Genomic DNA, 13,824 nt, shown 5'->3' on the forward strand with positions numbered 1-13,824 from the left:
ATGATTTCCTCTTCTTGGTGTTTTGGGGTCAGGTGCCCAGCAGGGCGCTGTATCGCGTGTCCCACAGCGGGCGGACGTCGATGCGGCGGTCGATGGCGTTAACCGCGAGGAATGTGTCGGCGATGTCCTGCTGGTCGCGGATCACGTCCTCGCTGACGGCCGTCAGCCGGAACCGCCGGTGCTGGTTCTGGTATTGCTGCAGGTAGAAGGCCTCGGGCGCGCCGGTGACATCCGCCCAGCGCTTGGCCCAGCGGGGTCCGTTTTGCGCCGTCCAGGCCCACACCTTCTGTTCACGCCGCACATAGTCGCCGATGGCTTCCGCCTTGGCGGGATCCTTCAGGGAATTGCGGTTGGCGGCGATGACGAAGTTGCCGGAATACAGCCCTTCCATGTCGCTGATCAGCCAGCGGGCGTTGTTATGTTGCAGCAACTGCCAAGTGGCGTAGCCGCCGGAGACGATGGCGTCGATATGCCCGGCGATGAAGGCGGCCGCGCCATCCTGGACGCTCAGGGGCACCGGCACGATGTCGGCGAAGGTGAGACCGGCGGTGGCCAGGATCTTGATCAGGTAATAGTGATTGTTGGTGGCGCGGACGTAGCTGACGCGTTTGCCCTTCAAATCCTCAACCCGGTGGATGGCGCTACCGCCTTGGACCAGCAGGCCGGAATTGTTGACGTCGCCGCGCACCACCGCGATCAGGCTGAGCGGCACATTGGACGGCACGGAAAAGATGGGCGGGATTTCGCTCATGAACGCGTAGTCCAGCGCACCGGCCGACAAGGCCTCCAGCACCATGGTGCCGCCTGGCAGGTCGCCATAGGCGACACGGTAGGGCACGTCGGCCACACCGGCGTCCTCAAAGAAGTAGGAGGCTGTCAGCTTGTAGCGCCAGACCGACAGGGTCAGGTCGGGCGGTATGGCGGCTTGGCCCGGGCGGGGCGCCGCCAATAGCGCGCCGGCCCCGGCCAGCAGGTCACGACGGTTCAGTCGCAGGGCCATGGCGTTCAATCCAGCAGGTCTGGTTCTTCGCGGACCACCCGGTCCCACAGCGGCAGGAAGCTGAGATAGGCCAGCACCTCCAGCCGCGCGCGGGCGGCGGCCGTGGGACTGGGCAGACTGGTGACGATGGGATTGCCGGCGGACTGGGCCAGCAACTGCGCCCGTGCCGCATCCTCCAGCGCGATGAAGCGCCAGGCGGCCGCCTCCACCGTGGCGCCCACCGTCCAGAAGCCGTGGTTCTGCCAGATCAGGGTATTGTGCGCGCCCAGCGCCGCCACCGCCTGCGCCACCACCGTGTCGCGATCCTGCTCATAGCTGCGGCCCGGCGTGCGGACGGGATCGAACAGGGCCTGGTCCTCGTGGAACAGGCCGGCATCGGCGGTGATGGGCTCCACCGGCCGGCCGAAGGCGGACCAGACCTTGCCGTAGAAGGAATGGGCATGCGCGATGCCCACCACCTCCGGCCGCGCCCGCTGGATGGCGTCGTGATAGGGCAGGCCGGACAGGTTCAGCAGGCCATCGCCGTGCAGCACGTCCTCCCGCCCGTCCACCAGGATCAGGTCGGAGGCGCGGATGTGGCTGTAGGAAACGCCCAGCGGGTTTATCCAGAAATGATCGGTGTGGATGGGGTCGCGGGCGCTGAAATGGCCGGCCAGCCCGGATTCAAAGCCGTGGCGGGCGAACAGGCGGAAAGCGGCGGCCAAGCGCTGTTTGCGGTGCTGGCGCTCCGCCTCCGGTGTTGGCTGTGGCGCCGGCAGTTCCCAGCGCGGCTCATTGCCCTGGCGCGGCACGGTGGTGATCGCCGGTGGCGGCGCATCGCCGGACGCAAGACGGCGCGCCCGCACATCCCCCAAGATGCGGTCATCTCAACTCTCATCAATTCTGAATATTGGTGAGAGGAACGATGACTCGGGATAAACCTGTTAAATATCTATTTGTGCTCAAGTGCATCTTTCGGCGGGCGCATATTATATCCGCCGGGAATATATTCAATTTTCCTCAAGAGCCCGGAGCAAGCCTTCGCCCCCTAGAGGGGCGGCGGTGGCGCATGGGCTGTGCTTTGCCGCCGGGCACCGCGCCATGGTTTAAAATGACAAATATAAATCGTTAAATTTATGTTGGTTGACGGATGGCGGTGTGAATTTCTAGGGTTCTACGTATCAAGCCAATACGGAGAACCAATTCCCATGTCGTTCCGTCCCCTGCATGACCGCGTCGTCGTCCGGCGTCTGGACCAGGAAGAGAAGACCAAGGGCGGGATCATCATTCCCGACACCGTCAAGGAGAAGCCGCAGGAGGGCGAGGTGGTGGCCGTCGGTCCCGGCAGCCGGGATGAGCACGGCCGCCTTCAGCCCCTGGATGTGAAGGTCGGTGACCGCGTCCTGTTCGGCAAATGGTCCGGCACCGAGATCAAGGTCGATGGCGTCGACCTGCTGGTCTTCAAGGAAAGCGACGTCATCGGCGTCTTCGACCGCTGATCCACCCAAAGAAGAAGGAATAAGAAAATGGCTGCCAAGGACGTGAAATTCGCCACCGATGCCCGTGAGCGCCTGCTGCGCGGCGTGGACATCCTGGCCGACGCCGTGAAGGTGACCCTGGGTCCGAAGGGCCGCAACGTCGTCATCGAGAAGAGCTTCGGCGCGCCGCGCATCACCAAGGACGGCGTCAGCGTCGCTAAGGAGATCGAGCTGGCCGACAAGTTCGAGAACCTGGGCGCCCAGCTGGTGCGCGAGGTCGCGACCAAGACGGCTGATCTGGCGGGCGATGGCACCACCACCGCCACCGTGCTGGCGCAGGCCATCGCGCGGGAAGGCGCCAAGGCGGTGGCCGCCGGCCTGAACCCGCTGGACCTGCGCCGCGGGATCGATCGCGCCGTCGCCGCCGTGGTGGCCGACGTCAAGGCGCGCTCCCGGAAGGTCTCCACCAATGAGGAGATCGCCCAGGTCGGCACTATCTCCGCCAATGGCGAGGCCGAGATCGGCCGCATCATCGCCGAGGCGGTGGCCAAGGTGGGGGACGAAGGCGTCATCACCGTGGAAGAGGCCAAGAGCCTGGAGACCGAGCTGGACGTGGTCGAAGGCCTGCAGTTCGACCGCGGCTACCTCTCCCCCTACTTCGTCACCAACGCCGAAAAGCTGGTGGCCGAGTTGGACAACCCCTACATCCTGATCCACGAAAAGAAGCTGGGCGGCCTGCAGCCCCTGCTCCCGGTACTGGAGGCCGCGGCGCAGAGCGGCCGTCCCCTGCTGATCATCGCCGAGGATGTTGAAGGGGAGGCCCTGGCCACCCTGGTGGTGAACAAGCTGCGCGGCGGCCTGAAGATCGCGGCGGTGAAGGCGCCCGGCTTCGGCGACCGCCGCAAGGCCATCCTGGAGGACATCGCCATCGTCACCAACGGTGAGGTGGTGTCCGAGGATGTGGGCGTGAAGCTGGAGAATGTGGGCCTGGCCCAGTTGGGCACGGCACGCCGGGTGCGCATCACCAAGGACGACACCACCATCATCGACGGCAGCGGCGGCACCGAGGCCGTGGCCGCCCGCATCAGCCAGATCAAGGCGCAGATCGAGGAGACCACCTCCGACTACGACCGGGAAAAGCTGCAGGAGCGTCTGGCCAAGCTGTCGGGCGGCGTGGCAGTCATCCGTGTCGGCGGCGCCACCGAGATCGAGGTGAAGGAGCGCAAGGACCGCGTGGATGACGCGGTGCACGCCACCCGCGCCGCCATCGAGGAAGGCATCGTGCCCGGCGGTGGCGTCACCTTGCTGCAGGCGTCCAAGGCGGTGGACGCCCTGGTTCCGGCCAATGGGGACGAGCGGGCGGGCATCGCCATCATCCGCAAGGCCCTGCAGGCACCGGTGCGGCAGATCGCCGAGAACGCGGGCACCGACGGTTCCATCGTCGTGGGCAAGCTGCTGGAGGCCAATGATCCCAACTTCGGCTACGACGCGCAGAAGGGTGAGTTCACGGACCTGCTGAAGGCCGGCATCATCGACCCGACCAAGGTAGTGCGCGTGGCCCTGCAGGACGCGGCCTCGGTCGCCGGCCTGCTGATCACCACCGAGGCCCTGGTGACGGAAAAGGCGGAGAAGAAGACGGGACAGGCCACGGCTGGCCTGGACCAGGACTACTGACCCCGGTGTCCTGAGCTACCACTTCTGATGTGCCTGGGGACGCGGACATCTGCCCTGTTCCGCGTCCCCATCCTCTTTCCGGAAGACTATCATGACGGCCCGATTGCCCATCCTCGATCTCAGCCGCTTCGACGCCGGCCGCGCCGAACGCGACGGCTTCCTGGCCGACTTGCGGGCGGCGGTGCGCGACGTGGGCTTCTTCTACCTGTCCGGCCACGGCATTCCCGACGACTTGGCAACGGCGGCCTGGGCGGAAGCCCATCGCTTCTTCGACCTGCCGCAGGGCGACAAGGATGCCATCGACATGGTCAATTCCCCGCACTTCCGGGGATATACAAGGGCGGGGGCCGAGCGGACACGCGGCCAGCCCGACTGGCGGGAACAGCTGGACGTGGGCACGGAGCGGTTCGCCCTGCCGCGCACGGATGATGCGCCGGCCTGGACCCGCCTGCCGGGCCCCAACCAATGGCCGGCGGCGCAGCCGGCGCTGCGCGACGCGTTACTGGCCTGGCAGGAGGCGGCGACCGCCGTGGCCATCCGGCTGCTGCGTGCCTTCGCCCTGGCTCTGGGCCAAGCGGCGGACGCCTTCGACCCCATCTTCGCCGAGACGCCCAACCAGCACCTGAAGATCATCCGCTATCCCGGCCGCTCCCCTGACGATCCGGCGGGGGCGGAGGGGCGCGGCCAGGGCGTGGGCGCCCACAAGGACAGCGGTCTGCTGACCCTGCTGCTGCAGGACGACCAGGGCGGCCTGCAGGTGGAAACGGCCGACGGCTGGGTGGATGCGGTTCCCATCCCTGGCACCTTCATCATCAACGCGGGCGAACTGCTGGAACTGGCCACGGACGGTTATATCCGCGCCACCGTCCACCGGGTGGTGGCGCCCCCCGCGGGCGCGGAGCGCACCTCCATCGCTTTTTTCCTCGGGGCCCGGCTGGACGCCCGCATGCCCCTGCTGACCTTGCCGCCCGAGTTGAAGGCGGAGGCGCGGGGACTGAGCAGCGATCCGCTGAATCCGCTCTTCCGCGACATCGGCGCCAACTACATGAAGGGCCGCCTGCGCTCCCACCCCGATGTCGCCCGCCGCCACTACGCCGACCTGCCCGAGGTGGCGGCCCTGCCGCAGGCGGGCGGTTATGCCTGAGATCCGTGACCCGTTGAAGGGAATGACGATGATGGTGTTGGGCCCGGGCCGGATGGCCCGCGTTTGGGCCCGGGTCTGGCTGCCGCTGGCGGCCCTGCTGGCGCTGATGCTGGCGGGGCAGGCAGCTTGGGCGGTGGATGCCCCGCTGCGCATCATTGCCTCCCCCATTCCGCATGCCGAGATCCTGCAGTTCGTCCAGCGCAAGCTGGCGCCGGACCTGAAGCTGAAGATCATCGAGGCGTCGGGTGACCTGCGCCTGAACGAACTGTTGGCCAGGGGCGACGTGGACGCCAACTTCTTCCAACACCGTCCCTTCCTGGAGTCCGAGGAAAAGATGCTGGGGGTGACCCTGGCGCCCGTCACGGCCGTGCATATCGAGCCGCTGGGCGTCTATTCCACCAAGGTGACGTCGCTTCGGGACCTGCCGCAGGGGGCCAAGGTCTCCATCCCCAATAATGTCGTGAACCTCAGCCGAGCGCTCTACCTGTTGCAGGAGAACGGGCTGATCACCCTGCGCCAGGGGGCCGACGCCCGCGACAGCCAGTTGGCCACGGCGCGCGACATCACCGCCAACCCCCAAGGTCTGAAGATCATCGAGGTCGACGCGGCCCAGTTGCCCCGCACCCTGCCGGACGTGACCCTGGCGGTCATCAACGGCAACTACGCGCTGGAGGCGGGCCTGCAGCCGGCCAAGGACGCCCTGGCGTTGGAAAAGGCGGCGGGCAACCCCTATGCCAACCTGCTGGTGACCACGCCGGCGCTGGAACATGACCCGCGCATCCAGCGCCTGGCCCGGTTGTTGGACGGGCCGGAGGTCGCCGCCTTCATCCGTGAGCGCTACAAGGGCGCCGTCATTCCGGTCCATCCCTGATGATCGCCATCGACGGTTTGAGGAAGGTTTACCGCCAGGGGGCGGGGCGGACGGCGCGTGAGATCGTGGCGCTGGACGACATCACCCTGACGGTGCCCAAGGGGGAGATCTTCGGCATCCTGGGGCACAGCGGGGCGGGCAAGAGCACGCTGATCCGCTGCCTGAACCTGCTGGAACGGCCCACCGCCGGGCGGGTCGTCGTCGGTGGCCAGGACCTGACCGCGCTGGACGCCGCCGCCCTGCGGCAGCAGCGCCGGCGCATTGGCATGATCTTCCAGCATTTCCACCTGCTGCAATCCCGCACGGTGGCGGAGAACGTGGCGGTGCCCTTGGAGATCCTGGGGCATGACCGTGCCCGCCGCCGCGCCCGCGTGACCGATCTGCTGGACCTGGTGGGGCTGACCGATCGGGCGGACGCCTATCCCGGCCAGCTGTCGGGCGGCCAGAAGCAGCGGGTGGGCATCGCCCGCGCCCTGGCGGCGGAGCCGGATGTGCTGCTGTCGGATGAGGCGACCAGCGCGCTCGACAGCGAAACCACCGCCGCCATCCTGGATCTGCTGCGTGACGTCAACGCGCGCCTGGGCGTCACCATCCTGCTGATCACCCATGAATTGCCGGTGGTGAAGGCCATCTGCGGTTCGGCCGCGTTGCTGGAGCGGGGACGGTTGGTGGAACATGGCCGCTTGGCCGATCTGGCGGCCGATCCCGGTTCCATCCTGGGGCGCGCCCTATTGCCCGCCCGGGCGCCGGTGCCGGAGGACGATGGCGCCGGCGTGCTGGCGGAACTGACGTTCGTCGACCCGCTGGCGGTGACCCAGCTGCTGGGCCTGCTGGCGCGGGAGCTGTCGGTGGCGGTGACCCTGCTGGGCGGCGGGGTGGAACTGATCGGCGGCCGCCGCATCGGTCGCTTCCAGGTGGCCCTGAAGGGTGCCGTCGCCGATCCCCGAACCATCCTCTCCTTCCTCAACACCCACGGCGTGGGGGCGGTGCTGCTATGAACCCGGAAAGCTGGGGCGAACTCCTCTCCCTGCTGGCGGCCGCGACGGCGGAGACGCTGTACATGGTGGGGTTGTCCGGCCTGCTGTCGGTGGGCATCGGCTTGCCGTTGGGCGTGGCGCTGTTCATCATCGCACCCGGCGGGGCGGCATCCCGGCCCCGGCTGCATGCGGTGCTGGGGGGCATCGTCAATGCCGGCCGCTCCCTGCCTTTCGTCGTGCTGCTGATCGCCGTCATCCCCCTGACCCGCCTGATCGTCGGCACTTCGCTGGGCAGTTCGGCGGCGGTGGTGCCGCTGACCCTGGGCGCCATCCCCTTCTTCGCCCGCATCGTGGAGGCGGCGCTGCGCGAGGTCGATCCCGGCCGGGTGGAGGCGGTGGTGTCCATGGGCGGCACCTTGCGCCACGTCATCCTGATGGTGCTGCTGCCGGAGGCGTTGCCGGCCCTGGTCGCCGGCGTCACCCTGACGGCGGTGGTGCTGGTCAGCTTCTCCGCCATGGCCGGCGTGGTCGGCGGCGGCGGCCTGGGGGATCTTGCCATCCGCTATGGCTATCAGCGCTTCAACACCCAGGTGATGGTGGCGACCGTGGTGGTGCTGGTGGGCCTGGTGCAGGGCCTGCAGTCCGCCGGCGATTGGCTGGCGCGGCGGGTTGCCCACAAACGCTGAGGGCCGCGTACATCGGCCCAAGATGACATCCATCAAATTCCCAACGGGGGAAACGGGATAGCATCCTCCATCCCATGTCCGTGGCCCATGTCCGTGGCCCATGTCCGTGGCCCGTCCCGGACTCCCCGTGTTCCCGATGGAGGTATGCTGATGGCCACCAACCGACTTCCGCTGGCCGTCGTGGGTGGCGGTTTCAGCGGTGCCGCGACGGCGCTCCACCTGACGCGCCGGCTCCGCGACGGCCCGCCGGTGATCCTGTTCGAGCGCGGCGGCCGTGTCGGGCCCGGGCTCGCGTATGCCACCGTCAGCCCCAGCCATCTGCTCAATGTCCGGGCGGCCAATATGAGCGCCTTTCCCGACGACCCTTCCCATTTCGAGCGCTGGCTGGCCGACGACGCGGGGCAACCTGGCGACCGTCACCCTACGGAGGCCGGGTTATTCGCCTCCCGGCAGCTCTACGCGCGCTATCTGTGCGACACGTTTGATGAGCAAGGGGGAACCCGCGCCCAGCGGATCGGCGCCGAAATCGTCGATTGCCGCCGATCCCAAGACGGTTTCGTCCTGACTAGCGCCGATGGTGCCGAATATCAGGTCGCGGCGGTGGTGCTCACCACCGGCCATGTGGCCCCGCCTCCCGCCGAAGATACCCGGCATGTGACGGATCCCTGGGATCCCGCATGGCTGGCCGGGCTCGATCCGTCGCGGCCGGTGCTGATCCGCGGCACCGCGCTGACCATGGTGGACATCGTGCTGACCTTGCGGGAGGTCGGCTTCGGCGGTCCCGTCATCGCCTTGTCGCGGCGCGGATTGCTGCCGCAAGCGCATCGTGCCTCGCCGCCCTGGCCTCTGCCAACGCTGGAGCCCCGCGGCAGGAAAACGGTCCTCGGCGTCATGCGTCGCCTGCGCCGGGAGGTCGCCTTGGCCGCGAAAGAGGGCGTGGATTGGCGGGCGGTGGTGGATTCGATCCGTCCGATCACCGCCGAGCTATGGCAAGGATGGGACCTCGACGAACGCCGCCGTTTCCTGCGCCATGCCCGCCGCTGGTGGGACGTCCACCGTCACCGCATGGCGCCCACGGTTGCCGACCAACTGGCTGGTGAACTGGAAATGGGAAACCTCCGCATAGAAAAGGGCCGGCTGTTTGAACTAAAGCCCGGTTCGGACGGGGTGCATGTCGCTTGGAACGGACCTGGTGGTGAACAGCGTTTGCTGTGTCAGCGTGTCGTTGAGGCTGTCGGCTTGACCAGCATGCGTGAGGTGCGTCCCGGCCTGATCGACCGTCTGATGGCGCGCGGTCTGGCTCGGCTCGACCCGCTGGGTATCGGGCTCGATGTTGGTGACGACCTCTCCGTGAGGGGCGCTGACGGCACCGTGGTGTCAGGGCTCTGGGCCTTGGGGCCGATGGTGCGCGGCACCTTCTGGGAGTGCATCGCCGTCCCTGACATTCGCCGCCAGGCCGCGGCCTGTGCGGCACTGGTGGCGGCGGAACAAAGAGGAAAGTAAATCTGAACAGTACGTTGCCTCGCTTTTCCCAAGAGTCCCACTTCGATGCCGGTTCACACTCACGCTTCGGCCGGCGGCGTTCAGCCCGGCAACGCTGCGGGAATTCTTGCCAAGGTCGATCCCAAGAACAACGATATCCATCGGTCTGCTCCTTTCCCTCTCGCAAAGGTCTGCGATTTTAACCCATCGCTTCGAGAGGGGCGGGCGGGCCATCCTATAATCGGCGCGATCAGTGTCGATTTACGGCGACCAAACCTACGGTGCAGGTGACCCGAAGTAATTTATTCAGTCGATCGGCCGTAAATCCCGAAAATACCAGAAGTAATATGAAAAACGTCATTGTAAGTATTGTTGGAAAAGACGGCGATCAGGAGATCATCATCGCGGCTGTACAAGAAGAAGCTTCTGAAGCCGACGATAGACCCCTCATGCATGATCAAGTCACCGCTTCGCATGAGTCCCAAGCCGTAGAAACCTTGACCCCGGATGTTCCGCTCGGGCCAACGATATGTATCAGATGGCGCCGCCTGGGCAAGCATGCGCTCGAGAGAGGCGGCCGATAGTCTGGGATGCTCCATAAACTTGTAGACCGTCACCCAGCGAGCGAAATCGTCGAGCGTCGTCACCAATCCGCCATCCGCTGGTGTCACAGGCAGGGACACTACGTCATCTCTCACATGGCAACCTAGCTGATCCTCCCATCGGAGGCCGATCGCATCGTCCAACGTAGGAATATAGCGCTCATCGTGGATCTGCGAATTCTCCATTCCCATAGGATCAAGGAGCGCCTGCTTAATATAGTTCGCGTAACGGAGGCCCGTCTGGGCCTCAATAATTTCGCCCAAAAGGGTGTAGCCAAGGTTGCAATAGCGAAATTGCGTCCCCGGTTCGAAATCGAGCGGAAGCGTCATCGCCTCGCGGATCATCCCGTCCATGGTCTTCCCAAAGGCCCAGCCATCAATAACATCATAATAATCGCGTGTTACGGCGTAGTCGGGGATGCCGCTGGTATGTGACAGGAGGTGTTGCACGCTGACAGTCTCCCAGATCGCCGATTGGTGAGGCTCCGGGAGGAACTTATTGATCCGTCCATCAAGCTGCACCATTTCCGTTTCAATCAATTGCATAATCGCGGCAGCCGTGAACTGCTTGGTTATGGACGCGACATGGAAGCGACCAGCGACGCGATTTTTGAAATGTTCGGACACGGGGCCATAAGCGCGTTTATGCAGAACCTGCCCATTGCGGGCTACCATGACAACGCCCGAAAAATGTTCCGCCTCGATCATCTGACGAAGGAATGATTCCGCAGCAATATCCACTGCTTCTATGCCCTTCTCAGGGAGGGGATTTTCGGGGCGTGGCATGCGTTAGTGTCCCTGAGGCGTCCGGTTGCTAGCGCCGAAGAGCAATGCAGCCATCAGCGCCAAAGGAACCACGGCCGCTGCGATTGCCCATGACAATCCGGAAATGCGCACAATCACTCCACTGGTCAGAGCGCCGGGCAGCGAGGCGCCAACTCCCAGCCCTAGGCTGATATTCCCCATGCTGATGAAGGAGATGCATAAGCCTCTGGCATCGTCCGGGACAATATCTTGGGCAGTCGCGATGCCACAGATTGTCGCGACAGCGGAAACGAAGAGCCAAAATCCGCTTAGTGCAACGACATATCCGGCGGTGGCAGTTGTAAGGAGGATGAGCGAAAGTCCGCCCGACAATCCCAACACGGCGGCGAAGCGAAGCCGAAGCGCGTTACCGCCCCTGATAAATAGTCTATCAGCGGCAAATCCGCCGACTACCGTTCCCAGAAAGCCGCAAATCAGGACCACCAGTCCAAAGCCATTGGAAATTTCCCAGGCGGAGGAAGAGAATTCGCGCAGCAACAGCGTCGGCATCCAACTGATCAGCGCAAAATCGACGGCCGCCAAAGCCGCTAACGCCACAAATATGGGAAGAAGACGCCTCCAACGGCCCCACATTTCATTCAGCACGACCCTGAACGGGCGTTTCCACTGGCTTTGACCGGCTCTTCGTTGCGGCTCTCGAATGAGCAGGAGCAGAGCCAGCACCGGAAAGCCAAGGAGGCCGATGAGCACGAGTGTCGTCCGCCACGGCGCGAAATGGCCGCCGCCAAGACTATTGAAAGCTCCGGACTGAGCGAGCGTCAAAACCCCTCCACCTATGACGATCGCCAGGCCGCTTCCCACGTTCATTCCGGATAGGAAAACCGCCATTGGACGGCCCCTGCGTTCCTGAGGAAAAAGATCGGAGATCATCGATATGGCTGTTGGTGCTAGAATAGCTTCACCAGCAGCGACGAATATTCTTGCCACGATCAGTGAAGCCATGCCGGTGGCCAGGCCACATAGGACTGTTCCGGTACTCCAGATGATTATGCCGATGAGCAGCAGGTTGCGGCGATTGGTGATGTCGGCAAGCCGGCCTGCCGGTAGGCCCGCCAGCGCATAAATGATCGCGAACGAGGTGCCTTGCGCGAGGCCGACCTGGAAATCGGAAATGCCGAGGCTGTTTCTCACCGGATCGACGAGCAGGCTGAATATGAGGCGATCCGTGTAGGAAAGGATCGCCGTTACGAAAAAGATGACGACCGTGAGCCATCCCCGTGGACTGGACGGCCATGGCACCGCAGCCCCTGATCCGCCCTGAGCCGGATGCACGCCGGCGCCGCTTTGGTCAGCTGCCATCAGATCGAGCCGATCATGCGCGCCGCTTTTGACAAAGCAACAGCGTCGATCTCCGCTAGCGCGCCTTCTATGGCCAAGCTGGAGGTCACGGTCGGTCGAGCCGGGCGTAGATAACGCCGTGCGTCTGCACATTTTTCATATGGAGCCTCCACCCGTTCCTAATCCGTCCGAACGCTCTTCGAAAGGTTGCCTCAGACATCTTTAGGCAGTCCGCGCAAACACGCGTTTGATTTCCAATTTGCTTCGTTTGCGATGCGATGACAGTCACTCCGCCAGACCAGTGGCGGGTATCCGATGCTCAGCTTTGCGTAGCGTCTCAAATAAATTTAGGATGGGTTCAAAGGAAATCTGCCGCTTCTGGCCTTAGAATTCGTTACTTCGGGTCACGCTATCGGCAGGATAAGGTGAAAATTTGGCGATTATTTTCTCGCCTCACGACCGACCAACTTGTCGATTGCCTCAGATTGTGGAGTTTGCTTGATGAGCGGTCACGCATATGAAGCAGGGAGATTGAACCTGCCTTTCGTCGGCATCTGCACCTTCGGGAAAAGTCCCTATGTGCAGGACTGGTCCCGGATCGATGCCGACGTCGCCATCCTTGGCGCGCCATTCGACGCCGGCACGCAATATCGCGCTGGCGCACGGTTCGGGCCGCGATCGGTGCGGGAAGCGTCCACGCTGTTCAGTTTCGGGCACGCGGGCGCATATGATCACGAGGATGATCGCATCTACCTTGGCCCCAATGTTCGGATGGTTGATATCGGCGATGCGGACATCATTCATACCGACACAATTCAAAGCCATGCCAATATTCGAACTGGCGTCGAGGCGATTTTGAATGCTGGCGCTCTACCAATCGTGATCGGTGGCGATCATTCGATCAACATTCCCTGCATCGACGCCTATGAAGGTCGTGACAGTTTTCACATCTTCCATATCGATGCCCATCTCGACTTCGTGGATGAGCGCCATGGCGTACGCTTTGGCCACGGCAATCCACTGCGCCGGGCTGCGGAGAAATCCTATGTCACGGGCCTGACCCAGGTGGGCATTCGCAACGTCTCCTCTACAGCCAGGGATGGGTATGAAGAGGCCCGGGCGCTGGGTTCGGATATCATTTCAGTCCGACAAATGCGCACTTTGGGTCCGGAAGCTGTTATCGCGCGCGTTCCCGAAGGCGCCCGGGTTTATGTAACGCTGGATATTGATGGTTTCTGCCCGTCGATTGCGCCCGGTACGGGCACCCCAAGTCATGGCGGATTCCTCTACTATGAGGTGCTTGAAATGCTCCAGCACCTCGCTAATCGACACGACATTGTCGGTATGGACCTCGTGGAGGTGGCGCCCGACTATGATGCCACCGGCAGCACATCAATTCTTGCTGCTCAGACTTTGTTGAACTTCCTCGGTTTCATATTTGACGCACGAACCGAAAAGGCAAAAGCCGGAGCCCGCCATACGAAAACCACGGTGGCCGCCGACAAACTTGCGTAAGCAGGGATTCCAACGAGGCGACACAGACACCGGAGCAGCTCGATATTCGTCTTCTGTCTTCTGAAGCATATTCCATTATTTATAGATAAGGCGAATACCGGAATCCCCACGAGTATAGGAGGCTCGTGGGGGTTTGTTTTGCGGGCACCCCATCCGGCGCAACACTCCCATGCTGGGGCAAACAAATTTGACGGCCGATCAAACACGGGTTCGCCAAGGTTTATTTAACAATGCCACCATAAAACACCGAATGGAGGCTTCATTGAGGGGACAACAGGGCAGGGTGAGCGCCTTGGCGCCAAACCGGAAAAGG

General features: G+C 63.8%; 12 protein-coding genes. 8 read left to right on the top strand and 4 right to left on the bottom strand.

Going from position 1 to position 13,824, the window contains the following annotated elements:
* Positions 1–28 precede the first annotated feature (28 nt).
* Positions 29–1,000, bottom strand: a complete 972-nt coding sequence (locus tag UAA55_RS14760; RefSeq protein ID WP_322953646.1) for an ABC transporter substrate-binding protein — start codon at positions 998–1,000, stop codon at positions 29–31.
* Between the two features lie 5 nt (positions 1,001–1,005).
* On the bottom strand, positions 1,006–1,845 hold the full coding sequence (locus UAA55_RS14765) for a class II aldolase/adducin family protein (RefSeq protein ID WP_322954467.1): 840 nt from the start codon (positions 1,843–1,845) through the stop codon (positions 1,006–1,008).
* 342 nt (positions 1,846–2,187) lie between these two features.
* On the opposite strand from UAA55_RS14765, the gene UAA55_RS14770 reads away from it, so the two are divergent.
* The 7 genes from UAA55_RS14770 to UAA55_RS14800 all read left to right on the top strand — a co-directional run bounded on the left by UAA55_RS14770 (position 2,188) and on the right by UAA55_RS14800 (position 9,312).
* On the top strand, positions 2,188–2,478 hold the full coding sequence (locus tag UAA55_RS14770) for a co-chaperone GroES (protein WP_322953647.1): 291 nt from the start codon (positions 2,188–2,190) through the stop codon (positions 2,476–2,478).
* A gap of 27 nt (positions 2,479–2,505) precedes the next feature.
* Positions 2,506–4,131 (top strand): chaperonin GroEL, encoded by a 1,626-nt coding sequence (gene groL / locus UAA55_RS14775; protein ID WP_322953649.1) that lies wholly within the window; start codon positions 2,506–2,508, stop codon positions 4,129–4,131.
* A gap of 91 nt (positions 4,132–4,222) precedes the next feature.
* On the top strand, positions 4,223–5,275 hold the full coding sequence (locus tag UAA55_RS14780) for an isopenicillin N synthase family dioxygenase (RefSeq protein WP_322953650.1): 1,053 nt from the start codon (positions 4,223–4,225) through the stop codon (positions 5,273–5,275).
* Between the two features lie 28 nt (positions 5,276–5,303).
* The gene (locus UAA55_RS14785) at positions 5,304–6,146 is read left to right on the top strand and encodes a MetQ/NlpA family ABC transporter substrate-binding protein (RefSeq protein ID WP_322953652.1); all 843 of its coding nucleotides are present in this window, start codon (positions 5,304–5,306) and stop codon (positions 6,144–6,146) included.
* On the top strand, positions 6,146–7,144 hold the full coding sequence (locus UAA55_RS14790; RefSeq protein WP_322953653.1) for a methionine ABC transporter ATP-binding protein: 999 nt from the start codon (positions 6,146–6,148) through the stop codon (positions 7,142–7,144). Before UAA55_RS14785 ends, UAA55_RS14790 begins: the two co-directional genes overlap by 1 nt.
* A complete protein-coding gene (locus tag UAA55_RS14795) occupies positions 7,141–7,809 on the top strand; it encodes a methionine ABC transporter permease (protein ID WP_322953654.1) in 669 nt (222 codons plus the stop codon). The genes UAA55_RS14790 and UAA55_RS14795 overlap by 4 nt, the downstream gene beginning before the upstream one ends.
* Positions 7,810–7,959: 150 nt before the next feature.
* A complete protein-coding gene (locus tag UAA55_RS14800) occupies positions 7,960–9,312 on the top strand; it encodes an FAD/NAD(P)-binding protein (protein WP_322953655.1) in 1,353 nt (450 codons plus the stop codon).
* Positions 9,313–9,593: 281 nt separating this feature from the next.
* Here the strand turns inward: UAA55_RS14800 and UAA55_RS14805 are convergent, their stop codons facing one another.
* Together UAA55_RS14805 and UAA55_RS14810 are read right to left on the bottom strand one after the other, a co-directional pair.
* Positions 9,594–10,679, bottom strand: a complete 1,086-nt coding sequence (locus UAA55_RS14805; protein WP_322953656.1) for a serine hydrolase domain-containing protein — start codon at positions 10,677–10,679, stop codon at positions 9,594–9,596.
* Between the two features lie 3 nt (positions 10,680–10,682).
* Entirely contained in the window at positions 10,683–12,017 is a 1,335-nt protein-coding gene (locus UAA55_RS14810) for an MFS transporter (protein WP_322953657.1), read from the bottom strand.
* A gap of 480 nt (positions 12,018–12,497) precedes the next feature.
* On the opposite strand from UAA55_RS14810, the gene speB reads away from it, so the two are divergent.
* A complete protein-coding gene (gene speB, locus UAA55_RS14815; protein ID WP_322953658.1) occupies positions 12,498–13,511 on the top strand; it encodes an agmatinase in 1,014 nt (337 codons plus the stop codon).
* The last annotated feature ends 313 nt before the right edge of the window (positions 13,512–13,824 follow it).

Source organism: Nitrospirillum guanabarense (assembly GCF_034653355.1).
Lineage (GTDB): Bacteria > Pseudomonadota > Alphaproteobacteria > Azospirillales > Azospirillaceae > Nitrospirillum.